This window comes from Dinoroseobacter sp. PD6 (assembly GCF_028807315.1).
Lineage (GTDB): Bacteria > Pseudomonadota > Alphaproteobacteria > Rhodobacterales > Rhodobacteraceae > Dinoroseobacter > Dinoroseobacter shibae.
The window spans coordinates 1-22,208 of the sequence record NZ_JARAMN010000015.1; the positions used below are offsets into that span (position 1 = coordinate 1).

A 22,208-nucleotide genomic window follows, 5' to 3' on the forward strand; every position below is an offset into this window, starting at 1 on the left:
CCGCACCGTCGGCGCAGGCGTCGTGTCGAAGATCATCGAGTAACCATGACCAGCAGGGCGGGACAGGATCCCGCCCGACAGGTTCGACGAGGGGCGGCGTAACCCGCCGCTCCTCCTCTCAATCTCAAGCCGCGAAAGGCAATGACAATGGCCATCCAAAGCCAGAACATTCGCATCCGTCTCAAGGCGTTCGATTACCGTGTGCTGGACGCCAGCACCCAGGAAATCGTCAACACCGCCAAGCGGACCGGTGCCCAGGTGCGCGGGCCGATCCCGCTCCCGAACAAGATCGAGAAGTTCACGGTTCTCCGTGGTCCGCACGTGGACAAGAAGTCCCGCGACCAGTTCGAGATCCGCACGCACAAGCGTCTTCTCGACATCGTCGATCCGACCCCCCAAACCGTGGACGCGCTGATGAAGCTCGACCTCGCGGCGGGTGTGGACGTGCAGATTTCGGTCTGAGGAGGGCAAGACAGATGCGCTCTGGAGTGATTGCAAAGAAGGTGGGCATGACCCGCCTGTTCATGGAAGACGGCAAGCAGGTGCCCGTCACCGTGCTGCAGCTGGACAAGCTGCAGGTGGTGGCACAGCGCACCGCCGAGAAGGACGGCTATTCGGCCGTTCAACTCGGCGCGGGGACGGCCAAGGCCAAGCGGACGACGAAGGCCATGCGCGGCCATTTCGCCGCCGCCTCGGTCGAGCCCAAGCGCAAGGTTGCGGAATTCCGCGTGGCGCCCGAGAACCTGATCAATGTCGGTGAGGAAATCACCGCCGATCATTACTTCGAAGGCCAGTACGTGGATGTCTCCGGCACCTCGATCGGCAAAGGCTTTGCCGGCGCGATGAAGCGGCACAATTTCGGCGGCCTGCGGGCCTCCCACGGTGTGTCGATCTCGCACCGCTCGCACGGCTCCACGGGTCAATGCCAGGACCCAGGCAAGGTGTTCAAGGGCAAGAAGATGGCCGGCCACATGGGCGCTGCGCGGGTGACCACGCAGAACCTGCAGGTCGTGCGCACCGATGCTGATCGCGGCCTGATCATGATCAAGGGCGCTGTCCCGGGATCGAAGGGTGGCTGGGTGACGATCAAGGACGCGGTGAAGAAGCCCGTGCCCGAGAACGTGATCCTGCCCGCGGCGCTGAAGTCCGCGGCCGAAGAGGCCAAGCGTCTGGCCGAGGAAGCTGCCGCCGCGGCGGAAGCCGAAGCGAAGGCTGCTGAGGAGGCTGCGGCCGCCGAAGCGGCTGCTGCCGAGGAAGCCGCTCTGAAACAGGCCGAGGCTCAGATCGAAGCCGAGAAGAAGGAAGGTGACGAATGAAACTCGACGTCATCAAACTGGACGGCGAAGCGGCCGGCTCGGTCGAGCTGGACGAGGCCCTGTTCGGGCTGGAGCCGCGTGCGGACATCCTGCACCGCGTGGTCCGCTGGCAGCGCAACAAGGCGCAGGCCGGCACCCACAAGGTCAAGACCCGCTCGGAAGTCAGCTACTCCACCAAGAAGATCTATCGCCAGAAAGGCACAGGCGGCGCACGCCACGGCGCGCGGTCTGCGCCGATCTTCCGCAAGGGTGGTATCTACAAGGGTCCGACCCCGCGCAGCCACGCCCATGACCTGCCGAAGAAATTCCGCAAGCTGGGTCTGAAGCACGCCTTGTCCGCGAAGGCCAAGGCAGGCGAGCTTGTGGTGATCGACATGGCGACCTCCGAAGGCAAGACCGCAACCCTGGCCAAGCAAATCAAGAACCTGGGCTGGAAGCGGGCGCTTGTGATCGACGGGGCGCAGGTGGATGCGGGCTTCGCCAAGGCCGCGGCCAATATCGACACGCTCGATGTGCTGCCGTCCATGGGCGCAAACGTCTATGACATCCTCAAGCGCGACACGCTGGTGTTGACGAAGGCGGGTGTCGAAGCACTGGAGGCACGACTGAAATGACCGCCAAAGCACAGCATTACGACGTGATCCGCAAGCCGATCATCACCGAGAAGGCCACCATGGCGTCCGAAAACGGCGCTGTGGTCTTCGAAGTGGCCATCGACAGCAACAAGCCCCAGATCAAGGAGGCCGTCGAGGCGCTCTTCGGTGTGAAGGTGAAGGCGGTCAACACGACGATCACCAAGGGCAAGACCAAGCGCTTCCGCGGCACCCCGGGCAAGCGCAAGGACGTCAAGAAGGCCTATGTGACGCTCGAAGAGGGTGACACCATCGACGTGTCCACCGGTCTGTGAGGCCGTGGCGGGGGGAACCCCGCTCTCCATCCTGATTGAGAAGCCCCGGTCCTGAACAGGCCGGGGCTTCTTGCATCTGGGGTGTGGTGCGATCTCTAGGCGTCCGGTGCGGGCGAGATCCGCCAGGTGCTCCGCCCGGTGGAGGAGGTGAAGGTGACGGTGTCGCCTGACAACTCCGTCACGGGGCATTCGGTACCGGCCATGCCGGGCGGGCCGGTCAGGGTACGGCAGTAGGCGCCGTCGGTGACGCTCCAGCGTCCTTCGGCGAAGCCGGAGATTGTGCCGTCTTTGGCGAAGGTTACCTGGAATTCGGGGGCGCCGTCGAGGGTGAGGGTCTTGCCCGCCAGCGCGCGGGTGATCGGCCCGTCCTCGGGCGGGGCGAGGCCGAGATCCTGCGCGGTGCAGCCCGCCAGCGCCAGTGCCGCCAGCCCCATGACAAATCTCATCATCCACCTCCTTGTTTCATCATATAGAACAGCAGCTTGGCGCGGGGTGCAAGGCGAAGTCCGGGCCGCGGCACCGGGGGCCTGTGCATTCCTGGTCCTATCGCCGCGCGCCCCGCGCCGGGTGCCGCGCCCGCCGATGGCGCGATCCCGTGCCCTCGGGCGCGCAGAATCGGGAGCCGGGATCTGGGGGGAAACTTCGGTCGGATCGGTGTCGGACAACTGTCGGCTATGTGTCGGACAAGTGTCGGGCACCTCCGCACGCAGGTTTCGAAAAAGTCGAACGGGCGCGCCTAGCGGACGGTGATCGTGTAGCAGCCGCCGAGCGTTTCGCCAGGCACCGCGCTGCTGCGGTTGATGGTGCAGAACTCGTCCCGGCCCTTGAAGCCCGCGTTGGGCGTATAGGTGATGCCGCGCCGGGTCAGGCCGACCGTGCCCGATTTCGGGGCCTTGCGCAGGGAAACCTCGGTTGCCTCGGTAAAATCCTGCCCGCCATTAGAGAAGAACCCGACGAAGGGGATCAGGCAGGGGCCGCTGCCGGTCATCTCGTAACTGCCGGTGCCCTTGCCGCTGGCCCATCCGCGCCCGGTGGAGCCGTCGCAGGCCGCGGCGGCGAGGCCGGTGCCCATGGCAAGACAGGCGAGGGTGAGGGCGGTCAGGGACGGGATACGCATGGGAAAGCTCCGGATGTGACAGACATGAGATTTCCCCCCCACCCTAGGCGCGCCTTTGGGCGGCAGTCAAACCTGCGTCTGGGTCCCCGTTCTGCGGCGCCTTCCCGAGGCGAGGCCGGTCGCGCGTGTTGCGCGCCCGGACCTCTCTGCGGTGGCTGGTCGGATCAGAGCTCCGAGGCCGGCGTGCTCACGATCTCGGACCAGTTGGTGGTGGCCGTGTCGATGGTCTGGGTCGTCTGGCGCAGGTAGAGGTCATGCGCGCCTTCGGAGGAGTTCAGGTAAAGCTGGCCGTCCACGATGTCGAAGAATTCGGGCTGGGTGGCGATCTTCTTGCCCTTGGAGGCGCCGACAGTGCACCAGCCGCCGAAGGCCGGGGCGAAGGCGGCCGGATCGGCCTCGAAGGCCGCCTTGTTCTCGGCCGACGAGAACTTGTAGACGGCCCCATCATACTCCGCCTTGAACTCCGCGACGCCCTTGGTGGGGGCCCCGGCAGTGTGGTAGGCGACCGGGTCGTAGCCGTTGATCGCGATGTTCATGTCATTGTCGGTGATGAACACCTCGTCGGCGGCGAAGGCGGTGCCGAGGGACAGGGTGGTGGCCAAGGTCGCGACGGCAAAGCCGGTCCGGAGAGAGTTCAGGGACAGGGTCTTGGGCATGGGGGTTTTCCTCGCTGGGGTATGGTCCGAACGCCGACCGCTTTGAGAGATGTCGACGTTGCACGGTGTCCGTGCAGGTCAAGACTTGCCGCGCGGACGGGGGGAAAGCGAATAAACTCGGATCACCAAACGATCACTGCTACGGCATGCGCGCGTGATCGGGGGGGCGGGCCGGGGCCAAGCCCTTGTTTCTGTCGTCCCAGCCGCCCGGCTCTTGGCAACTTGCGCGGACTTGGTAGCTTGGAGACCTGTGCGCATGGCTATTGGGTGGTTGAGATGCAACGGAAACGACCGAGTGATTTCGAGACGCATTTCCTCACATATGCGGGGACTGGCACTGACTTGATCTTCAACCGCGGGCTCGACTTGCCGGGCTTTGCATCCTTTCCGTTGCTGGAACAGGCAGACACACGTCTTGTTTTGGCTCAGCAGATGGAGGCCTTGGTCGCGCTCGCAGACGAGGCCAAATTGGGGTGCATTCTGGACACGCCCACCTGGATGGCGAATGTTGATCGCGCCGCTCCGCTTGGCTATGACGCAGACCGCCTTGACCACGTGAACCGGGATGCGGCGGCGGTGATGGAGCAGGTGCGTCAAGCTGCGAAAAGGGACGATGTCCTGCTTTCGGCCTGCATCGGCCCTCGGCAGGATCCATATGTTCAGGACGCGGCGATGACGGTCGAGGACGCGCGCAGCTATCATGCACGGCAACTGTCGGTTTTTCAGGACACCCCCGTCGATTTCGCGACCGGGTACACGTTCAACCGCGTCGACGAGGCGGCGAAGTGCGTGCTGGCCGCGAAAGAGGCCGGGCTGCGGATCGTCATGTCATTTGTCGTTGAAACGGACGGGTGCCTTGCGGACGGAACGACACTGCTCGAGGCGATTGGGCATGTCGATGCAAAGTCGGAGCAGTTTGCTGATTATTTCATGGTCAACTGTGCGCATCCTTCACATTTCGCCAATGCTCTTGTCGCGCATCCGCGTTTGCAAGGCGTCGTGGCAAATGCATCGGTTTGTTCGCACGCAGAGCTTGACGAGGCTGAGAGTCTGGACGCAGGAGACCCGGTACAGCTGGGCAAGGAGTTGGCCGAGATCCGTCGCGCCAACCCGGACCTTCGGGTGTTCGGAGGGTGCTGCGGGACGGATATGCGTCACATGGCGTGCATTGCGGATGCCCTGTCCTCAGTGTGACGCTGCCACTTTGCAGGCTGCGCCGCGCGTGGCCGGGGCTGGTCGAAGGCCTCAAGGATGAGATGCTCGGTGGTTTCGACCAAAGAGCCGCTTTCAGATCAGGTCGGGTGTTGCCGCCATGGCGCTTGACCCGCTCCCCCTCATCTCCTTCGCAAGGCCCTAGATCCGTCCGGAGCTTTGGTTTGGTGTGGTGGTCGGGTAAGGCCTTGCCGGACGGGCCAGGTATTGGTGGGGTGAAACCCCACTTTACGGATAAACCAGATGGGGATCTTCGGGGTCCTGTGAGCGAAAAGGCCGGGCACCTATCCGGCATGCAACAATAGAAGTCGGATCACCAACCGATCACTGCTGCGGTATGTTCGCGTGATCGGGGCGCGGTGGCCGGGCTGATCTTGAGCGGGACGCCGAGGCGTGACCGGTCAAGGGCTGACTTCTGCGCACGTGCTGTCGCGCCATTGGGCGCTCCGCGCGTCTGAGGCGTTTGCGGCGGCTTGGAGCATGGGAACGGTACCCGTCGCTCCGGGGTTGAGGGCGTTGTTTGGCAGGGATCCGCCGGGATTGAGCGGTTGTGTGCTCAGGGCGGGGGCGCGATGCGGAACCTTCTGGGTCGGGACGCGTTTTCACCAAATATGTACATGTACACTTCCATACAAAAGGGGAAACAAATGTTCCGCACAGCAACTGCGATCAGTCTTGTCATGGCAGCTTCCGCAGGAGGCGTCTTTGCGGGGAACCCGGAGCCCGCGCCCGTCGCGCCGGTGATGGTGGCGCCCGTTCCAGCGCCCGCGCCCTTCTGGGCGGGCGGCTATATCGGGGCCCAGCTTGGCTATGCCTATGGCGACTTCGACATCGATGCGGCCATCGATGGCGACGACAATGATGATGGTTTCATCGGGGGTTTGACCGCCGGTTACCTTTTTGACGTGGGCTCCGGCTGGTATGTCGGCCCCGAGGTCCAGTACGACTGGGCCGATCTGGAGATCACCGAGGATGGCGGGGACACCGCGAGCTTTGACGAGATCGCGCGTCTGAAGCTCATCGTCGGGCGGGAGATCGGCAACGGCCTGCTCTACGGCACGGCGGGCATCGCCTATGGCAGCCTCGACAGCGCCGGTGACGTGTTCGACGGAATCGACGGCAGCGATACGAACTGGCTCCTTGGCCTCGGCTATGACTACCGGGTGGGCGATAACTGGACCGTCGGGGGCGAGTACATGTACCACAGCTTCGACGACGTGGACCTCAACACGCTTCACATCAAGGCGGCCTACCGCTTCTGAGGTTGACGCATCCCTCGTGACGACGGCTCAAAGCCCCGCTTCCTGCGGGGCTTTTTGCGTGGCGGGCTGGGCCTGCGGGGTGTCGGTGGGCCGATATCGCCTGTGGCGCTTGACGCCCTGACCTGACTGCCGTACGAGACCCCATCCGCAAGGCCCCGGATTCGTCCGGGGCTTTGGTTTTGGTTTGGTGCCGGGCAGAGCCCCGGCCTGCGACCAAGCGAGATGGGGACCTTCGGGGCCCTTCAAACCGAGAAGCCGGGTTCTACCCGGCACGCAACAACGGAAGACAGAAAGCATGGCACTCAAGTCGTATAAGCCGACGACGCCGGGCCAGCGTGGGCTGGTTCTGATCGACCGTTCCGAGTTGTGGAAAGGCCGTCCGGTCAAATCCCTCACCGAGGGTTTGTCCAAGAAGGGTGGCCGGAACAACACCGGACGGATCACGATGCGCCGCCGGGGTGGCGGGGCAAAGCGTCTCTACCGGATCGTGGATTTCAAGCGTCGCAAGTTCGACGTGGAAGGCGTGATCACCCGGATCGAATATGACCCGAACCGGACCGCCTTCATCGCGCTGGTCACCTACACCGATGGCGAGCAGGCCTATATCCTGGCCCCGCAGCGCACCGCCGTGGGCGACAAGGTGGTGGCCTCGCAAAAGGCCGATATCAAGCCGGGCAACGCGATGCCGTTCTCGGGCATGCCGATCGGCACGATCGTGCACAATATCGAGCTCAAGCCCGGCAAGGGCGGCCAGATCGCCCGTGCCGCGGGCACCTATGCCCAGTTCGTCGGTCGCGATGGCGGCTACGCCCAGATCCGTCTGAGCTCGGGCGAGCTGCGGCTTGTGCGGCAGGAATGCATGGCCACCGTCGGTGCCGTGTCGAACCCGGACAATTCGAACCAGAACCTCGGCAAGGCGGGTCGCAACCGGCACAAGGGCATTCGTCCTTCCGTGCGCGGTGTCGTGATGAACCCCGTCGATCACCCCCATGGTGGTGGTGAGGGCCGGACCTCTGGCGGGCGTCACCCGGTCACCCCCTGGGGCAAGCCGACCAAGGGGGCCCGTACCCGCAACAAGAACAAGGCGTCCAGCAAGCTGATCATCCGCTCGCGGCACGCCAAGAAGAAGGGCCGCTGATAGATGACGCGTTCTGTTTGGAAGGGCCCCTTTGTCGACGCTTACGTCCTCAAGAAGGCCGAGAAGACCCGCGAGTCGGGCCGCAACGAAGTGATCAAGATCTGGTCGCGCCGCTCCACCATCCTGCCGCAATTCGTGGGCCTGACCTTCGGGGTCTACAACGGTCGCAAGCACATCCCGGTGAACGTCACCGAGGACATGATCGGCCAGAAGTTTGGCGAGTACTCTCCGACCCGGACCTATTACGGTCACGCGGCGGACAAGAAAGCGAAGAGGAAGTAAGTCATGGGTAAGGACAAGAATCCCCGCCGCGTGGCTGAGAACGAGGCGATGGCCAAGACGCGCATGCTGCGCACCTCGCCGCAGAAGCTCAACCTCGTCGCGCAGATGATCCGGGGCAAGAAGGTCGACAAGGCGCTGGCCGATCTGACCTTCTCGCACAAGCGGATCGCCGTGGACGTGAAGAAGTGCCTTCAATCCGCGATCGCCAATGCCGAGAACAACCATGGGCTGGACGTCGACGAGCTGATAGTTGCGGAAGCCTGGGTCGGCAAGAACCTGACCATGAAGCGCGGGCGTCCCCGGGCCCGTGGCCGGTTCGGCAAGATCATCAAGCCCTTTGCGGAAATCACCATCAAGGTCCGTCAAGTTGAGGAGCAGGCATAATGGGTAACAAGGTTAATCCCATCGGCATGCGGCTTCAGGTCAACCGGACCTGGGACAGCCGTTGGTATGCAGACACCAAGGACTATGGTGACCTGCTGCTCGAGGATCTGAAGATCCGCGAGTTCATCAAGGAAGAATGCAAGCAGGCCGGCATCAGCCGTGTGATCATCGAGCGTCCGCACAAGAAGTGCCGGGTGACGATCCACACCGCCCGTCCCGGTGTCATCATCGGCAAGAAGGGTGCGGACATTGAAGGTCTGCGCCGCAAGATCGCGGCGATGACCGACAGCGAGCTGCATCTGAACATCGTCGAGGTCCGCAAGCCGGAGCTGGACGCGGCCCTGGTCGGCGAGAGCATCGCCCAGCAGCTGGAGCGTCGGGTGTCCTTCCGCCGCGCCATGAAGCGCGCGGTGCAGAACGCCATGCGCATGGGCGCGCAAGGCATCCGGGTAAACCTGGCGGGGCGTCTCGGCGGTGCGGAAATCGCGCGGACCGAGTGGTACCGTGAGGGGCGTGTGCCGCTGCACACCCTGCGCGCGGATATCGACTTCGCCAATGTCGAGGCCACCACGGCCTACGGCATCATCGGGATCAAGGTCTGGATCTTCAAGGGCGAGATCATGGAGCACGATCCGCAAGCGCGCGATCGGCGTCATGCCGAGCTGCAAGAAGGCGGTGGCCCGCGTCCCCAGGGTGGCGGTCGTCCGCGCCGGGATCGCTGAGGAGTATTGAACGATGCTGCAACCAAAGCGCACGAAATTCCGCAAACAGTTCAAGGGCCGCATCCGGGGCGAGGCGAAGGGCGGGTCTGACCTGAACTTCGGCACCTACGGTCTGAAGGCCTTGCAACCCGAGCGGATCACCGCCCGCCAGATCGAAGCCGCCCGCCGGGCCATGACGCGTCACATGAAGCGTCAGGGCCGAGTCTGGATCCGGATCTTCCCGGACCTGCCGGTGACCTCCAAGCCCGTCGAAGTTCGGATGGGTAAGGGCAAGGGTTCGGTCGATTTCTGGGCCTGCAAGGTCAAGCCGGGCCGGATCATGTTCGAGATTGACGGTGTGTCCGAGCCGGTCGCGCGCGAGGCCCTGCGCCTGGCGGCCATGAAGCTGCCGATCAAGACCCGCACGGTCGTCCGCGAGGACTGGTGACCCGGTCGAAAACGCAAGGCGTTTTCTGACCAGCGGGGTGTCGGCGGTTTTCGCAGAAAACCGTCCCGGCCCCGCACCTTCCGAATTCCAAGGCCCCCGCCCAACCGGCGGGGGCTTCTTCGTCTCTCCCAGCCCGTGTCGGAGTTGCCATGACCGCAGACACCCTCAAACCCGTGGATATCGTGAAATGGATCGCCACGGTGATCCAGTTGATCGGCTACGGCCTGACGGGGCTGAACCTCGTGCCCTGGAACGTGTGGTTCTTTTTTGCCGGGATCTTCCTGTGGTTCGCCGTGGGCGTGATGTGGAAGGACCGCGCGATCATGGTCGTCCATGTGGGCGCGTTCATCTCGCTGCTGGTGGGCTACCTGAACGCCTGACGGCGACAGCGGGGCGGGGGCAAGCCCGTTGGAACGGGCTTAAGCGCCTTGCAAGTCGCTTGCTGAAGGCGCTTGCAAGCGCCTTGGCCCGGAGCCGCGCCCCGGGTTCATCCGATCAGCACCACTGCCCAGCCCGCCAGCCCGATCTGGACCAGCTGGATCACCACTGACAGGCCGTGGAGCATTCCGAAGGCGCGTTTGTCGCCGCGGTCCGTGGCCGCGTTGATCTGGGCCATCAGGATCTGGCGGGCATAGACCGTGCTGAGCGCGATCGTCGCGAAGAGCCCGGCGGCTAGCGGGGAGACGAACCAGGCCGCGACCGCTGTGACCGCCGAGAGTCCGATCACCGCGAGGTAGTAATAGGGGAAGGTGCCGCGCAACAGCGGCCGCACCCGGTCCATCGGCAGTTGCGCGAAGAGCACCGGCGCGAAGCCGAAGCTGTAGAACACCATGCCGCCCAGCAGGGTGGCGGACATCAAGAGCACAAGGTCGGTCATCACAGCCTCCGGTTCCGGTCGCGGAACAGATAGGCGGCGTGGGCTCTCCGTCTATGCCCAGGCGTAATTGAAGCTGACGGAGATGCGTTCTTCCTCGGCCATGTTCATCGGGACCTCGTGGCGCAGCCAGCTTTCCCACAGGAGGACATCGCCGACGGCCGGTTTGGCGTAGACGAAGGTTTGCAGGTCTTCGGGGGCGTCTTTCAGCCGTGCGGGGGCGGCCATCATGCGGGCCGACCGGGGGTCTTCGAGTTTCAGGGCGGAGGTGCCTTCGGGCATGGCCACGTAGGTGGTGCCGGAGATCACCGAATGGGGGTGGATGTGGCTCGCATGCATGCCGCCCTGGGGCAGGATGTTGATCCAGATGTCTTCGAGTTTCAGCGCGCGGCCATCGAGGTCGAAGGCGAGATCCTCGGCGAAGGCGGCGACATGGGCATCGAGCGCCTTGACGAGATCGGCGAAGATCGGGAAGCGCCAGGGCAGGTCCGTGAGCGACGCGTAGGAGGTGTAGCCGGGATAGCCGTTCTGCTCGCACCAGTCCTGTCCGGCATCGTCATCTTCGGCGATCACGAGGCAGGATTTCTCCAGCTCGCCCGGGTCCAGGGCGGGTCCGAACTCGGCCAGTTGCGCGCGGTAGAGCCGGGTGACGAAGAGAGAAGTGATCGCGGGCATGGGCCTTCCTTTCCGGGTCTGGGTCGGCAACCCGACGCACCCCTTGGAAAACAGGGAAATGCGGGCTTGCCATGGGTCTCTGGGGGGCCTATACGGCCCTCTCATCTTGGACTCCACCAGAATCGAGGTGACCCGGCATGCGGCAACGCATGAAAAGGGGCCCACTGGTGACGTTGAAAAAAGGAAATGGCGATGAACGCCCAGGAACTGCGTGACAAGACGCCGGACGAGCTGCGGGATCAGCTGGCCGCGTTGAAGAAGGAAGCCTTCAACCTGCGCTTCCAGCAGGCCACCGGCCAGCTCGAGAACACTGCCCGCATGCGCTCCGTGCGCCGCGATGTGGCCCGGGTGGCCACGATCCTGACCGAAAAGGCCGCCGCTGCGGCCGCGACCGAATAAGGAGCGCCGCACATGCCCAAGCGTATTCTGAATGGCGTTGTGACCAGCGACGCGAATGCCCAGACCGTCACCGTGTCCGTGGAGCGCCGCTTCACCCACCCGGTTCTGAAGAAGACGATCCGGAAGTCGAAGAAATACCGCGCCCATGACGCCGAGAACGCGTTCAAGGTCGGGGACAAGGTCCGCATTCAGGAATGCGCGCCGATGTCGAAAACCAAACGTTGGGAAGTGATCGCCAACTGAGGCATCGCTTTCGCGATTTATCGAAACCCTGGGGCGGCTCGCATCGCTGTCTCCAAAGGTCGGGAGAAACCACATGATCCAGATGCAAACCAATCTGGATGTCGCTGACAACTCCGGCGCACGCCGTGTTCAGTGCATCAAGGTTCTGGGTGGGTCCAAGCGTAAATACGCCTCCGTCGGCGACATCATTGTCGTCTCGGTGAAGGAAGCCATCCCGCGCGGTCGCGTGAAGAAGGGCGACGTCCGCAAGGCCGTCGTCGTGCGCACCGCCAAGGAGGTCCGTCGCGAGGACGGGACCGCCATCCGTTTCGACCGCAACGCGGCCGTGATCCTCAACAACAACAACGAGCCGATCGGCACCCGGATCTTCGGGCCGGTGGTTCGCGAGTTGCGCGCGAAGAACTTCATGAAGATCATCTCGCTCGCGCCGGAGGTGCTCTGATGGCTGCGAAACTCAAGAAGGGCGACAAGGTCGTCGTGCTGGCCGGCAAGGACAAGGGCAAGGAGGGCGAGATCTCGTCCGTCTCGCCGAAGACCGGCAAGGCCGTGGTTGACGGGCTGAACATCGCCATCCGCCACACCCGCCAGTCCCAGAACAGCCAGGGCGGCCGCATCCCGCAAGCGATGCCGATCGACCTGAGCAACCTGGCGCTCGTCGACAGCAACGGCAAACCGACCCGCGTCGGCTTCCGCATGGAAGACGGCAAGAAGGTCCGCTTCGCCAAGACCACGGGGGAGGTTGTCTGATGTTGGACGCTGCCACCTATACACCGCGCCTGAAGGCGGCCTATGCGGAGACGATCCGCGCCGCCATGAAGGAAGAGTTCGGTTACAAGAACGACATGATGATCCCGCGCCTGGACAAAATCGTCCTGAATATCGGCGCCGGGGCCGAGGCCGTGAAGGACAGCAAGAAGGCCAAGTCGGCTCAGGACGACCTGAGCGCGATTGCCGGTCAGCGGGCGGTCATCACCAAGGCCAAGAAGTCCATCGCGGGCTTCCGGGTGCGTGAAGACATGCCGCTCGGCGCCAAGGTCACCCTGCGCGGCGACCGCATGTACGAGTTCCTCGATCGCCTGATCACCATCGCCATGCCCCGCATCCGCGACTTCCGCGGCGTGAAGGGCTCGGCCTTCGATGGGCGCGGCAACTATGCCCTGGGGCTCAAGGAACACATCGTCTTCCCCGAGATCAACTTCGACAAGGTCGATGAGGTCTGGGGCATGGACATCATCATCTGCACCACCGCGGCTTCGGACGCGGAAGCGAAAGCGCTGTTGAAGCATTTCAACATGCCCTTCAACTCGTGACGCGCGGGAGAGACTGATATGGCTAAGAAAGCAATGATCGAACGCGAGAAGAAGCGTCAGAAGCTGGTGGCGAAATACGCCGCGAAGCGCGCCGCTTTGAAAGAGATCGCGAATGACGACAGCAAGCCGATGGAAGAGCGCTTCAAGGCGCGCCTGAAGCTGGCGGAACTGCCGCGCAACAGCTCGGCGACCCGGCTGCACAACCGGTGCCAGCTGACGGGCCGTCCGCATGCCTATTACCGCAAACTGAAAATCAGCCGGATCGCCCTGCGCGACCTCGGCTCCGCAGGCCAGATCCCCGGCCTCGTGAAGTCCAGCTGGTAAGGAGGGTTAGCACATGATGAACGATCCTCTCGGCGATATGCTGACACGTATCCGGAATGCGCAGATGCGGGGCAAGTCCACCGTGCGCACACCGGCCTCCAAGCTGCGGGCCTGGGTGCTCGATGTTCTGACCGACGAAGGCTACATCCGTGGCTACGAGAAGGTCGCGGACAGCAAGCACCCGGAACTGGAGATCAGCCTCAAGTACTACGAGGGTGTTCCGGTGATCCGCGAGCTCAAGCGGGTGTCCAAGCCCGGCCGTCGCGTTTACATGGGGTCGAAAGACATCCCCTCGGTCCGCCAGGGCCTGGGTGTGTCCATCGTCTCTACCCCGCGCGGCGTCATGTCCGATGCAAATGCACGCACTGCCAATGTTGGCGGCGAAGTGCTTTGCACGGTCTTCTAAGGAGGTCCCGCGATGTCCCGTATTGGTAAGAAACCGGTCGAGCTGCCCGCAGGTGTCACCGCCTCCGTGTCCGGCCAGACCATCGAAGTGAAGGGGCCCAAGGCCACCCGCAGCTTCACCGCCACCGATGATGTTACCCTCAAGGTCGAGGACAACGTCATCACCATCGAGCCGCGCGGCAAGTCCAAGCGCGCCCGCCAGCAGTGGGGCATGTCCCGCACCATGGTCGGCAATCTTGTGACCGGCGTCACGAACGGCTTCAAGAAAGAGCTGGAAATCCAGGGCGTGGGGTACCGGGCGCAGATGCAGGGCAACACCCTGAAGCTGAACCTCGGTCTGTCCCACGAGGTGAATTACGAGGTGCCCGCGGGCGTCACGGTCACCTGTCCGAAGGTCACGGAAATCGTGATCGAAGGCACCGATGAGCAACTCGTCGGCCAGGTCGCGGCCAACATCCGCGACTGGCGCAAGCCCGAGCCCTACAAGGGCAAGGGCATCCGCTACAAGGGCGAGTTCATCTTCCGCAAGGAAGGCAAGAAGAAGTAAGGACGCGAGACATGGCAAACAGCAAAAGAGACCTGTTCTTGAAGCGCCGCCTGCGCGTCCGGAACAAACTGAAGAAGATGGCAGACGGGCGTCCGCGCCTGTCGGTGCATCGCTCGGGCAAGAACATCAGCGTGCAACTGATCGACGACGTCCAGGGCCGGACGCTGGCCGCGGCCTCCTCCCTGGAGAAGGACCTGGGCATCGTCGGCAAGAACAATGTCGAGGCCTCCGCAAAGGTGGGTGCCGCGATTGCCGAGCGCGCCAAGAAGGCCGGGATCAAAGAGTGCTACTTCGACCGGGGTGGCTTCCTCTTCCACGGGAAGGTGAAGGCGCTGGCCGATGCGGCCCGCGAGGGCGGCCTGAAGTTCTGAGGTGGGGCCGGGGACGATCCCCGGCCTGCATCTTTGCCACTCGGTCGGGCCCTGTCGGCCCGGTCGCACAGTTGCAGGGGGCGGTGCGCCGTTCTCTCGATGATCCGGGGTCGTGAAGGCCACCTGGATTGACCCAATACAGACGCAAGGAGCCCGCAATGGCAGAGCGTGACAACCGCCGGGGACGCCGCGACGACCGCGACGAGACCCCTGAATTCGCAGACCGCCTGGTCGCGATCAACCGTGTTTCCAAGACCGTCAAGGGCGGCAAGCGTTTCGGCTTTGCCGCACTCGTGGTCGTGGGCGACCAGCGGGGCCGCGTGGGCTTCGGCAAGGGCAAGGCCAAGGAGGTCCCCGAGGCGATCCGCAAGGCCACCGAGCAGGCCAAGCGTCAGATGATCCGCGTGCCGCTGCGCGAGGGTCGGACCCTGCATCACGACATCGAAGGCCGCCATGGCGCGGGCAAGGTGATGATGCGTACCGCCCCCCAGGGCACCGGGATCATCGCCGGTGGTCCGATGCGTGCCGTGTTCGAGATGCTGGGCGTGCAGGACGTGGTGGCCAAGTCCATCGGGTCGCAGAACCCCTATAACATGATCCGTGCAACGCTGGACGGTCTCCGCAAGGAGACCAGCCCCCGCATGGTCGCACAGCGCCGTGGCAAGAAGGTCTCCGACATCCTCAAGAAGGATGGCGAGCCCGCCGACGCCGCCGCCGAGCCGGCCGAAGCCTAAGGAGACGGGAACATGGCAAAAACCATCGTCATCAAGCAGATCGGCTCGCCGATCCGCCGCCCGGAAAAGCAGCGTCAGACGCTGATCGGCCTGGGCCTGAACAAGATGCACAAGACGCGCGAGTTGGAAGACACGCCGGCGGTGCGCGGCATGATCAACAAGATCCCGCACATGGTCCAGATCATCGAGGAAAAGGGCTGAACTTCGGCTCACCCGCGAAAGCGATAGGAAACGCCCCGGACTCCGGGGCGTTTTTCGTTTTCCGATGTGCTCGTCTGGTCAGTCTCGATTTCGCCGCTGAACGGGTCGCCCCCGTCCGACGACGCGACCGGTTCCGACTTGGGCCCTCGGATGGCCTTATTTCGCGCCAAGTTCCTTGCTTTGTGTGTTTCGTGGACAGGAGCTTCCAATGAACGCCTTGGGACCGGACAACGCTTTCTGGATTGATGGAGAGTGGTGCGCTTGGGACAGCATAGTCGATCCAGACGAGGTGACCCATAGTCGTTTGGAGGAGCTGGAGCGCGAAGCGGAGCTTCGTTTCAGGTATCCCAGGGCCGATTTGACTTTGGTGCCCTACTTCAACGACCTGCTGCTGCTCGCCAAAAGCTATTTCCACGACACGGGTCGGCATCTCAATGTCTATGGAGATATTGGCGAGCTGTTCGGTGCTCTTCACTACGGAATAAAGCTCCACAGAAACTATGCGCAGGGCTCTGATGGCAAACTGGGAAACGAGTTTGTCGAGATCAAAACGCTATCTCCCGCCAGGAATGACGACCAGGCGAGCGTCCGCCTTGAAAACCGGCATTTCAGCAAGCTGCTCGTGGTTCGGATTTTACCGGATTTCAGTGTTTCCGGGCGGATGATCGATCGCTGTGATCTGCCAAGGCGTGGAGGCAAGGCGCTGCGCATCCGGTGGAGCAACATGCCCCCATCCCCATAGTCATCGTCGCCTCGACGCGTGCGCGAATTGCGGCAACCGATATGCCGGCCTCGCGGGGGGAGCGGCCGCACTGGCCTTCCCCCACTGCGCCTCAAAAGTGCCCAGTTGGGGCTGCGTCCTGTTTTTGTTATGAACCGAGCGCATTTTTGAGGTGCGACCGGTTCTGGAATGGCGCTTCTAGGGTTGCCCCAAAGCGGGAAGTGCCACCCCTTTCCGGCCTTTTCCGTGCAGAGGGTGCGCGCTTGCGCAGCAGGGGTTGAACCGTCGCGAAAGCGCGCGTATACGCCCCCGGTGGTCCCTGCGGCCCGAGTCTAAAAACAAGCAAGAAACGCCGAGGTCGGGGGCTTTCGCTTCGATCCCCGCATCCGGCAAGGAGAAGCGATATGAAACTCAACGAACTGCGCGACAATCCCGGCGCCACCAAACCCCGCAAGCGGGTGGGGCGCGGCCCCGGCTCCGGCATGGGCAAGACCGGCGGACGCGGCATCAAGGGGCAGAAGTCCCGCTCGGGTGTGGCGATCAAGGGGTTCGAGGGCGGCCAGATGCCGCTCTACCAGCGCCTGCCGAAGCGTGGCTTCAACATGCGCAACCGCAAGAAGTTCGCGGTGGTGAACCTCGGGCTGATCCAGAAGTTCATCGAGGCCGGCAAGCTCGACGCGGGCCAGCCGATCACCGAGGATGCGCTGCTGGCCTCTGGCCTGATCCGGCGGAAGCTCGACGGTGTGCGGGTGCTCGCCAAGGGCGAGATCACCACCAAGATCGACCTGACCGTGACCGGCGCATCGAAGTCCGCGATCGACGCGGTCGAGAAGGCGGGCGGCTCCGTCGCGGTCACTTCTGCGCAGGCGGCTGCGTAAGCGGTTGTGAGCGGCCCCCGCGGCGCTTACATCTAGCATCAGTTTTCCAGCGCCGCCTGACCGGGAAACGGTCCGGCGGCGTTGTTCATGAGACGTCCCGAGGAACGAGATATGGCATCAGCAGCAGAGCAAATGGCCGCCAACATGAGTTGGTCCGCCCTGGGGAAGGCGACCGAGCTTCGGCAGCGGATCTTCTTCACCCTGGGTCTTCTGATCGTCTACCGGCTGGGCACCTATATCCCGGTGCCGGGGATCGACGGCGCGCAGCTGCGCGAATTCATGGACCAGGCGGCCGCGGGTCTCGGCGGCGTTTTGAACATGTTTACCGGCGGTGCGATTTCCCGGATGGGGATCTTCGCGCTCGGGATCATGCCGTATATCTCGGCCTCGATCATCGTGCAGCTGCTGACCGCGATGGTGCCCAAGCTCGAACAACTCAAGAAAGAGGGCGAGCAGGGGCGCAAGAAGATCAACCAGTACACGCGCTACGGCACGGTGTTCCTGGCGACCTTCCAGGCCTACGGGTTGGCGATCAGCCTTGAATCGGGCGGTCTGGTGACCGATCCGGGCTGGTTCTTCCGGGCGGCCTGCGTGATCACGCTGGTGGGCGGGACGATGTTCCTGATGTGGCTGGGCGAGCAGATCACCCAGCGCGGCATCGGCAACGGCATTTCGCTGATCATCTTTGTCGGTATCATCGCCGAGCTGCCCGCGGCCCTGGCGCAGTTCTTCGAGAGTGGCCGGTCCGGCGCGCTGTCCACGCCGGTGATCCTGGGCGTGATCCTGATGCTGCTGGCGACGCTGGTCTTCGTGGTGTTCATGGAGCGCGCGTTGCGCAAGATCCACATCCAGTATCCGCGCCGCCAGGTGGGCATGAAGATGTATGACGGCGGGTCTTCGCACCTGCCGGTTAAGATCAACCCCGCGGGCGTGATCCCGGCGATCTTTGCCTCTTCGCTGCTGCTCCTGCCGACGACGATCAGTACCTTCTCGGGCGGCAACTCCGGCCCGATCATGTCGACGATCCTGGCCTATTTCGGACCCGGGCAGCCGCTCTACCTGCTGTTCTTCGCGGGCATGATCATCTTCTTCACCTACTTCTACACCGCCAACGTGTCCTTCAAGACCGAAGATGTGGCGGACAACCTCAAGAACCAGAACGGCTTCATCCCCGGCATCCGGCCGGGCAAGAAGACCGAGGAATATCTCGATTACGTGGTCAGCCGCATTCTGGTGGTGGGCTCGGGCTACCTGGCCTTGGTCTGCCTCATCCCGGAAATGGTGCGGACCGAACTGGCGATCACGGCGTATTTCGGCGGCACCTCGATCCTGATTATCGTGTCGGTGGGTATGGACACCGTCCAGCAAATCCAGTCCCATCTGCTCGCGCATCAATACGAAGGGCTCATCGAGAAGTCCCAGTTGCGCGGCAAGAAACGCGGCAAAGGGAAGAGGAGCCCGGCACGTCGATGAATATCATACTTCTGGGGCCTCCGGGCGCCGGGAAGGGCACGCAGGCACGCAAGCTGGTCGAGGAGCGGGGCATGACCCAACTGTCGACCGGCGACATGCTCCGCGAGGCCCGGACCAGCGGGACGGAGATGGGGCAACGGGTGGCCGAGGTCATGGACCGGGGCGAGTTGGTCACCGACGAGATCGTCATCGGGTTGATCGAGGAGAAGCTGGCCGGAGAGGCCGGCGGTGGGTTCATCTTCGACGGGTTCCCGCGCACCCTGGCCCAGGCGGATGCACTCGGCGCGCTTCTGGACAAGCTCGGGCAGAGCCTCGATGCGGTGATCGAGATGCGGGTGGACGACGCGGCCCTCGTGGCACGGATCGCCGGGCGCGCGACCTGCGGCGGCTGCGGCGAGGTCTATAACGACACGCTGCGCCCGATCCCGGCGGATGGGAAATGCAGCAACTGCGGCGCCTCGGATTTCAAGCGCCGGGCGGATGACAACGAGGAAAGCCTCAAGCAGCGCCTGATGGAATACTACAAGAAGACTTCGCCGCTGATCGGGTATTACCATGCCAAGGGGACGTTGCGCCCGGTGGATGGCATGGGGGCCATGGACGCGGTGGCTTCCGAGATCGCGGCGGCATTGGACTGAGCTTCCGGCCCTGCGCGCGGGGCATTGGGTCCACGCGGCGCGGGGTCGGCAAGAAACCCCTTGACAGGTTGTGAATCGGGTTGACCTCCGGTCTGAACGGGCCTAGGTCAACCCATCCGGCGCGCGGCGATTCCCGATCGTCGAGTCGCCGGGTCGGGCCCGTGGAGACCCCACGGGCTTTTGGTTGTGAAAAAAGGTTCTGGCATGACGGAACCGCACCGAAAAGGACATATGATTTGGCACGTATTGCTGGCGTGAACCTGCCCACGGGCAAGCGCACCCCCATCGCCCTCACCTACATCACCGGGATCGGCCTGAGCTCCGCGCAAGCGATCTGCGAAGCCGTGGGCATCGAAGAGAGCCGCCGTCTGAACGAGCTGTCGGATGCCGAGATCCTTGCGATCCGTGAGCATATCGACGCCAACTACACGGTCGAAGGCGATCTGCGCCGCGAGACGCAGATGAACATCAAGCGTCTGATGGACCTGGGCTGCTACCGCGGTCTGCGTCATCGCCGCAACCTCCCCGTTCGCGGTCAGCGGACCCACACCAACGCACGCACGCGCAAGGGCCCCGCAAAGGCCATTGCCGGCAAGAAGAAGTAAGGGGAGGGCGCAGACATGGCACGTGACAAGCAGCGCACGAAGAAGAAAGAGCGCAAGAACATCGCCGCCGGCGTGGCGCATGTGAACAGCTCGTTCAACAACACCAAGATCCTCATCTCCGACGTCCAGGGCAATGCGATCGCGTGGTCCTCGGCCGGGACCATGGGGTTCAAGGGGTCGCGTAAATCCACCCCCTACGCCGCCCAGATGGCCGCCGAAGACGCGGGCAAGAAGGCACAGGAACACGGCGTCAAGACGCTGGAAGTTCAGGTGCAGGGCCCCGGGTCGGGCCGCGAGAGCGCGTTGCGCGCCCTGGCGGCTGTCGGGTTCAACATCACGGCGATCCGCGATGTGACCCCGATCGCCCATAACGGCTGCCGTCCGCCCAAGCGCCGCCGCGTCTGAGCGTACACATTTTCCCCGAGGGCCGCGGGTTTTTCCCGTGGCCCTTGGTGTCATTTATTCCTCGGGCGTCTTTGGCACCGGATCACACCGCTGGAGACAGGTATGGAGGCGACACCTATGATCCACAAGAATTGGCAAGAACTCATCAAACCGACGCAACTGGAGGTCAAGCCGGGCAATGAACCCGCGCGCCAGGCCACCGTCGTTGCGGAACCGCTGGAGCGGGGCTTCGGCCTGACCCTGGGCAACGCGTTGCGCCGGGTGCTGATGTCGTCGCTGCAGGGCGCGGCCATCACCAGCGTCCAGATCGACAACGTGCTGCACGAATTTTCCAGCGTTGCGGGCGTGCGCGAGGATGTCACCGACATCGTGCTGAACCTCAAGCAGGTCGCGATCCGCATGGAAGTCGAAGGCCCCAAGCGGGTGTCGATCTCCGCCAAGGGTCCGCGGGTCGTCACCGCCGGGGATATCTCGGAGAGTGCGGGGATCGAGGTGCTGAACCGCGATCACGTGATCTGTCACCTCGACGAGGGCGCGGACCTGTTCATGGAGCTGATCGTGAACACCGGCAAGGGCTATGTCTCGGCGGACAAGAACCGTCCCGAGGATGCGCCCATCGGCCTGATCCCGATCGACGCGATCTTCTCGCCGGTCAAGAAGGTGTCCTATGACGTGCAGCCCACCCGTGAGGGCCAGGTGCTGGACTATGACAAGCTGACGTTGAAGCTGGAAACGGACGGATCGGTCACGCCGGACGATGCCGTGGCCTATGCCGCGCGGATCCTGCAGGACCAGCTGTCGGTTTTCGTCAACTTCGACGAGCCGGAAGCGGCCCGCAGCCAGTCCGAAGAGGACGATCTGGAGTTCAACCCGCTTCTGCTGAAGAAGGTGGACGAGCTGGAGCTGTCGGTGCGGTCGGCCAACTGCCTGAAGAACGACAACATCGTCTATATCGGCGATCTGATCCAGAAGACCGAGGCCGAGATGCTGCGCACGCCGAACTTCGGCCGCAAATCCTTGAACGAGATCAAGGAAGTGCTGTCGGGGATGGGGCTGCATCTGGGGATGGATATCCTGGATTGGCCGCCGGAGAACATCGAGGACCTGGCCAAGAAGTTCGAAGACCAGTTTTGAGGGAAGGCCGGGGTGAACTCCGGCCTACACCCCCGCACGACCGGGCATCCGCCCCAAGGAGAGCGGCTGACACGCATCGGCCGCCGGACAAAGCAAAACAAAGCTACGGAGACAGAAAATGCGTCACGCGAGAGGCTATCGCCGCCTGAACCGCACCCATGAGCACCGCAAGGCCCTGTTCGCGAACATGGCCGGGTCGCTCATCGAACATGAACAGATCAAGACCACCTTGCCGAAAGCCAAGGAACTGCGTCCGATCGTGGAAAAGCTGATCACGCTGGCCAAGCGTGGCGACCTGCATGCGCGCCGTCAGGCCGCTTCGCAGCTCAAGCAGGATGCCTATGTGGCCAAGCTGTTTGACGTGCTGGGCCCGCGCTATGCCGAGCGCCAGGGCGGCTATGTGCGGATCATGAAGGCCGGGTTCCGCTACGGTGACATGGCGCCGATGGCGATCATCGAGTTCGTGGACCGCGACGTGGATGCCAAGGGCGCTGCCGACAAGGCGCGCGAGGCCGCGGACGAAGACGCGCTCTGAGCGTCACCACAGGCCGGAAAACAAAAAACCCCGCCATTGGCGGGGTTTTTTAGTTGGCTCCCGGCTGGACGTCTAATTCTGTTCCAATCTTTGGGCTTTTCGTTGCGTCCGCTCGCGCTCGATGCGCGCCGATATGTCATCGATCAGCGCTTCCAGACACGTGTCGTCCACAGGGGATCCACCCATGAATTCCAGTAAATCTTCACGCGCCGCGTCGGGCAGAGCCATGACACGCGCAAAGAGTCCCGGACTTATTCTAGCGGGCATTCGATACCTCGTTACAACCTTCGGTAGAACGGTTTTGCAGCTTGAC

37 protein-coding genes are annotated in these 22,208 nt (G+C 63.5%); 31 read left to right on the forward strand and 6 right to left on the reverse strand.

The window, feature by feature from the left end:
• Window positions 1–153: 153 nt before the first annotated feature.
• Genes rpsJ through PVW48_RS18830 form a run of 4 tightly spaced genes read left to right on the forward strand, consistent with a single transcriptional unit; the run spans window position 154 to window position 2,223 of the window.
• Window positions 154–462: a 30S ribosomal protein S10 gene (rpsJ, locus tag PVW48_RS18815; protein ID WP_044028221.1), complete on the forward strand. Its 309-nt coding sequence runs from the start codon at window positions 154–156 to the stop codon at window positions 460–462.
• A gap of 14 nt (window positions 463–476) precedes the next feature.
• Entirely contained in the window at window positions 477–1,316 is an 840-nt protein-coding gene (rplC, locus tag PVW48_RS18820; RefSeq protein ID WP_012176956.1) for a 50S ribosomal protein L3, read from the forward strand.
• Window positions 1,313–1,930 carry a 50S ribosomal protein L4 gene (gene rplD, locus PVW48_RS18825; RefSeq protein WP_012176957.1) on the forward strand — a complete coding sequence of 206 codons (618 nt, stop codon included), beginning with the start codon at window positions 1,313–1,315 and terminating at the stop codon, window positions 1,928–1,930. Before rplC ends, rplD begins: the two co-directional genes overlap by 4 nt.
• The gene (locus PVW48_RS18830; RefSeq protein WP_274582474.1) at window positions 1,927–2,223 is read left to right on the forward strand and encodes a 50S ribosomal protein L23; all 297 of its coding nucleotides are present in this window, start codon (window positions 1,927–1,929) and stop codon (window positions 2,221–2,223) included. The genes rplD and PVW48_RS18830 overlap by 4 nt, the downstream gene beginning before the upstream one ends.
• A 95-nt stretch (window positions 2,224–2,318) precedes the next feature.
• Here the strand turns inward: PVW48_RS18830 and PVW48_RS18835 are convergent, their stop codons facing one another.
• The 3 genes from PVW48_RS18835 to PVW48_RS18845 all read right to left on the reverse strand — a co-directional run bounded on the left by PVW48_RS18835 (window position 2,319) and on the right by PVW48_RS18845 (window position 3,996).
• Window positions 2,319–2,672: a hypothetical protein gene (locus PVW48_RS18835; protein ID WP_274582475.1), complete on the reverse strand. Its 354-nt coding sequence runs from the start codon at window positions 2,670–2,672 to the stop codon at window positions 2,319–2,321.
• A 287-nt stretch (window positions 2,673–2,959) separates the two neighbouring features.
• Window positions 2,960–3,340, reverse strand: a complete 381-nt coding sequence (locus tag PVW48_RS18840) for a hypothetical protein (RefSeq protein WP_012176960.1) — start codon at window positions 3,338–3,340, stop codon at window positions 2,960–2,962.
• A 164-nt stretch (window positions 3,341–3,504) separates the two neighbouring features.
• Complete coding sequence (locus PVW48_RS18845; RefSeq protein WP_274582476.1) at window positions 3,505–3,996, reverse strand: YHS domain-containing (seleno)protein; 492 nt, start codon at window positions 3,994–3,996, stop codon at window positions 3,505–3,507.
• A gap of 342 nt (window positions 3,997–4,338) precedes the next feature.
• Between PVW48_RS18845 and PVW48_RS18850 the strand changes: the two genes are divergently transcribed.
• The 8 genes from PVW48_RS18850 (at window position 4,339) to PVW48_RS18885 (ending at window position 9,803) form a co-directional block, all read left to right on the forward strand.
• On the forward strand, window positions 4,339–5,190 hold the full coding sequence (locus tag PVW48_RS18850; protein ID WP_274582477.1) for a homocysteine S-methyltransferase family protein: 852 nt from the start codon (window positions 4,339–4,341) through the stop codon (window positions 5,188–5,190).
• A 698-nt stretch (window positions 5,191–5,888) separates the two neighbouring features.
• Window positions 5,889–6,470 (forward strand): outer membrane protein, encoded by a 582-nt coding sequence (locus tag PVW48_RS18855; protein ID WP_274582478.1) that lies wholly within the window; start codon window positions 5,889–5,891, stop codon window positions 6,468–6,470.
• A gap of 295 nt (window positions 6,471–6,765) precedes the next feature.
• On the forward strand, window positions 6,766–7,608 hold the full coding sequence (gene rplB / locus PVW48_RS18860; protein WP_012176965.1) for a 50S ribosomal protein L2: 843 nt from the start codon (window positions 6,766–6,768) through the stop codon (window positions 7,606–7,608).
• Window positions 7,609–7,611: 3 nt separating this feature from the next.
• Window positions 7,612–7,890: a 30S ribosomal protein S19 gene (gene rpsS, locus PVW48_RS18865; RefSeq protein WP_012176966.1), complete on the forward strand. Its 279-nt coding sequence runs from the start codon at window positions 7,612–7,614 to the stop codon at window positions 7,888–7,890.
• Between the two features lie 3 nt (window positions 7,891–7,893).
• A complete protein-coding gene (rplV, locus tag PVW48_RS18870; RefSeq protein WP_012176967.1) occupies window positions 7,894–8,274 on the forward strand; it encodes a 50S ribosomal protein L22 in 381 nt (126 codons plus the stop codon).
• Complete coding sequence (gene rpsC / locus PVW48_RS18875) at window positions 8,274–8,996, forward strand: 30S ribosomal protein S3 (RefSeq protein ID WP_274582479.1); 723 nt, start codon at window positions 8,274–8,276, stop codon at window positions 8,994–8,996. The genes rplV and rpsC overlap by 1 nt, the downstream gene beginning before the upstream one ends.
• Before the next feature lie 13 nt (window positions 8,997–9,009).
• Window positions 9,010–9,423 (forward strand): 50S ribosomal protein L16, encoded by a 414-nt coding sequence (gene rplP / locus PVW48_RS18880; protein WP_012176969.1) that lies wholly within the window; start codon window positions 9,010–9,012, stop codon window positions 9,421–9,423.
• A 149-nt stretch (window positions 9,424–9,572) separates the two neighbouring features.
• Complete coding sequence (locus PVW48_RS18885) at window positions 9,573–9,803, forward strand: DUF6552 family protein (protein WP_274582480.1); 231 nt, start codon at window positions 9,573–9,575, stop codon at window positions 9,801–9,803.
• A 107-nt stretch (window positions 9,804–9,910) separates the two neighbouring features.
• Here the strand turns inward: PVW48_RS18885 and PVW48_RS18890 are convergent, their stop codons facing one another.
• Both PVW48_RS18890 and PVW48_RS18895 read right to left on the reverse strand, forming a co-directional pair.
• The gene (locus PVW48_RS18890; protein WP_274582481.1) at window positions 9,911–10,300 is read right to left on the reverse strand and encodes a DUF4149 domain-containing protein; all 390 of its coding nucleotides are present in this window, start codon (window positions 10,298–10,300) and stop codon (window positions 9,911–9,913) included.
• Between the two features lie 51 nt (window positions 10,301–10,351).
• A complete protein-coding gene (locus tag PVW48_RS18895) occupies window positions 10,352–10,972 on the reverse strand; it encodes a 2OG-Fe(II) oxygenase family protein (protein ID WP_044027575.1) in 621 nt (206 codons plus the stop codon).
• 192 nt (window positions 10,973–11,164) lie between these two features.
• Between PVW48_RS18895 and rpmC the strand changes: the two genes are divergently transcribed.
• The 19 genes from rpmC to rplQ all read left to right on the forward strand — a co-directional run bounded on the left by rpmC (window position 11,165) and on the right by rplQ (window position 21,895).
• Window positions 11,165–11,371, forward strand: a complete 207-nt coding sequence (gene rpmC, locus PVW48_RS18900) for a 50S ribosomal protein L29 (RefSeq protein WP_012176973.1) — start codon at window positions 11,165–11,167, stop codon at window positions 11,369–11,371.
• 12 nt (window positions 11,372–11,383) lie between these two features.
• On the forward strand, window positions 11,384–11,614 hold the full coding sequence (gene rpsQ / locus PVW48_RS18905) for a 30S ribosomal protein S17 (RefSeq protein ID WP_012176974.1): 231 nt from the start codon (window positions 11,384–11,386) through the stop codon (window positions 11,612–11,614).
• Window positions 11,615–11,687: 73 nt separating this feature from the next.
• Window positions 11,688–12,056: a 50S ribosomal protein L14 gene (gene rplN, locus PVW48_RS18910; protein ID WP_011567679.1), complete on the forward strand. Its 369-nt coding sequence runs from the start codon at window positions 11,688–11,690 to the stop codon at window positions 12,054–12,056.
• The gene (rplX, locus tag PVW48_RS18915; RefSeq protein ID WP_274582493.1) at window positions 12,056–12,361 is read left to right on the forward strand and encodes a 50S ribosomal protein L24; all 306 of its coding nucleotides are present in this window, start codon (window positions 12,056–12,058) and stop codon (window positions 12,359–12,361) included. The genes rplN and rplX overlap by 1 nt, the downstream gene beginning before the upstream one ends.
• Window positions 12,361–12,924, forward strand: coding sequence for a 50S ribosomal protein L5 (gene rplE, locus PVW48_RS18920; protein WP_012176976.1), 564 nt, complete (start codon window positions 12,361–12,363; stop codon window positions 12,922–12,924). The genes rplX and rplE overlap by 1 nt, the downstream gene beginning before the upstream one ends.
• An 18-nt stretch (window positions 12,925–12,942) precedes the next feature.
• Window positions 12,943–13,248 carry a 30S ribosomal protein S14 gene (gene rpsN / locus PVW48_RS18925; RefSeq protein ID WP_012176977.1) on the forward strand — a complete coding sequence of 102 codons (306 nt, stop codon included), beginning with the start codon at window positions 12,943–12,945 and terminating at the stop codon, window positions 13,246–13,248.
• 16 nt (window positions 13,249–13,264) lie between these two features.
• Entirely contained in the window at window positions 13,265–13,654 is a 390-nt protein-coding gene (gene rpsH, locus PVW48_RS18930; RefSeq protein WP_044028227.1) for a 30S ribosomal protein S8, read from the forward strand.
• A 12-nt stretch (window positions 13,655–13,666) separates the two neighbouring features.
• Window positions 13,667–14,200, forward strand: coding sequence for a 50S ribosomal protein L6 (rplF, locus tag PVW48_RS18935; protein ID WP_274582497.1), 534 nt, complete (start codon window positions 13,667–13,669; stop codon window positions 14,198–14,200).
• Window positions 14,201–14,211: 11 nt separating this feature from the next.
• Window positions 14,212–14,571: a 50S ribosomal protein L18 gene (rplR, locus tag PVW48_RS18940; RefSeq protein ID WP_274582499.1), complete on the forward strand. Its 360-nt coding sequence runs from the start codon at window positions 14,212–14,214 to the stop codon at window positions 14,569–14,571.
• 158 nt (window positions 14,572–14,729) lie between these two features.
• On the forward strand, window positions 14,730–15,305 hold the full coding sequence (gene rpsE / locus PVW48_RS18945) for a 30S ribosomal protein S5 (RefSeq protein ID WP_274582502.1): 576 nt from the start codon (window positions 14,730–14,732) through the stop codon (window positions 15,303–15,305).
• A gap of 12 nt (window positions 15,306–15,317) precedes the next feature.
• Window positions 15,318–15,506 (forward strand): 50S ribosomal protein L30, encoded by a 189-nt coding sequence (rpmD, locus tag PVW48_RS18950; RefSeq protein ID WP_012176982.1) that lies wholly within the window; start codon window positions 15,318–15,320, stop codon window positions 15,504–15,506.
• 208 nt (window positions 15,507–15,714) lie between these two features.
• Window positions 15,715–16,248: a hypothetical protein gene (locus tag PVW48_RS18955; protein ID WP_274582505.1), complete on the forward strand. Its 534-nt coding sequence runs from the start codon at window positions 15,715–15,717 to the stop codon at window positions 16,246–16,248.
• A 383-nt stretch (window positions 16,249–16,631) separates the two neighbouring features.
• Entirely contained in the window at window positions 16,632–17,105 is a 474-nt protein-coding gene (rplO, locus tag PVW48_RS18960; RefSeq protein WP_012176983.1) for a 50S ribosomal protein L15, read from the forward strand.
• Between the two features lie 111 nt (window positions 17,106–17,216).
• Window positions 17,217–18,578, forward strand: a complete 1,362-nt coding sequence (gene secY / locus PVW48_RS18965; protein WP_012176984.1) for a preprotein translocase subunit SecY — start codon at window positions 17,217–17,219, stop codon at window positions 18,576–18,578.
• Entirely contained in the window at window positions 18,575–19,216 is a 642-nt protein-coding gene (locus PVW48_RS18970) for an adenylate kinase (protein ID WP_274582508.1), read from the forward strand. Before secY ends, PVW48_RS18970 begins: the two co-directional genes overlap by 4 nt.
• A gap of 236 nt (window positions 19,217–19,452) precedes the next feature.
• On the forward strand, window positions 19,453–19,821 hold the full coding sequence (rpsM, locus tag PVW48_RS18975; RefSeq protein WP_044027576.1) for a 30S ribosomal protein S13: 369 nt from the start codon (window positions 19,453–19,455) through the stop codon (window positions 19,819–19,821).
• A gap of 15 nt (window positions 19,822–19,836) precedes the next feature.
• On the forward strand, window positions 19,837–20,226 hold the full coding sequence (gene rpsK, locus PVW48_RS18980; RefSeq protein ID WP_012176987.1) for a 30S ribosomal protein S11: 390 nt from the start codon (window positions 19,837–19,839) through the stop codon (window positions 20,224–20,226).
• A 117-nt stretch (window positions 20,227–20,343) separates the two neighbouring features.
• Window positions 20,344–21,360 (forward strand): DNA-directed RNA polymerase subunit alpha, encoded by a 1,017-nt coding sequence (locus PVW48_RS18985; RefSeq protein WP_044027577.1) that lies wholly within the window; start codon window positions 20,344–20,346, stop codon window positions 21,358–21,360.
• Between the two features lie 118 nt (window positions 21,361–21,478).
• On the forward strand, window positions 21,479–21,895 hold the full coding sequence (rplQ, locus tag PVW48_RS18990) for a 50S ribosomal protein L17 (protein WP_274582510.1): 417 nt from the start codon (window positions 21,479–21,481) through the stop codon (window positions 21,893–21,895).
• Between the two features lie 72 nt (window positions 21,896–21,967).
• Here the strand turns inward: rplQ and PVW48_RS18995 are convergent, their stop codons facing one another.
• On the reverse strand, window positions 21,968–22,123 hold the full coding sequence (locus tag PVW48_RS18995) for a hypothetical protein (protein WP_157865182.1): 156 nt from the start codon (window positions 22,121–22,123) through the stop codon (window positions 21,968–21,970).
• Window positions 22,124–22,208: the final 85 nt, after the last annotated feature.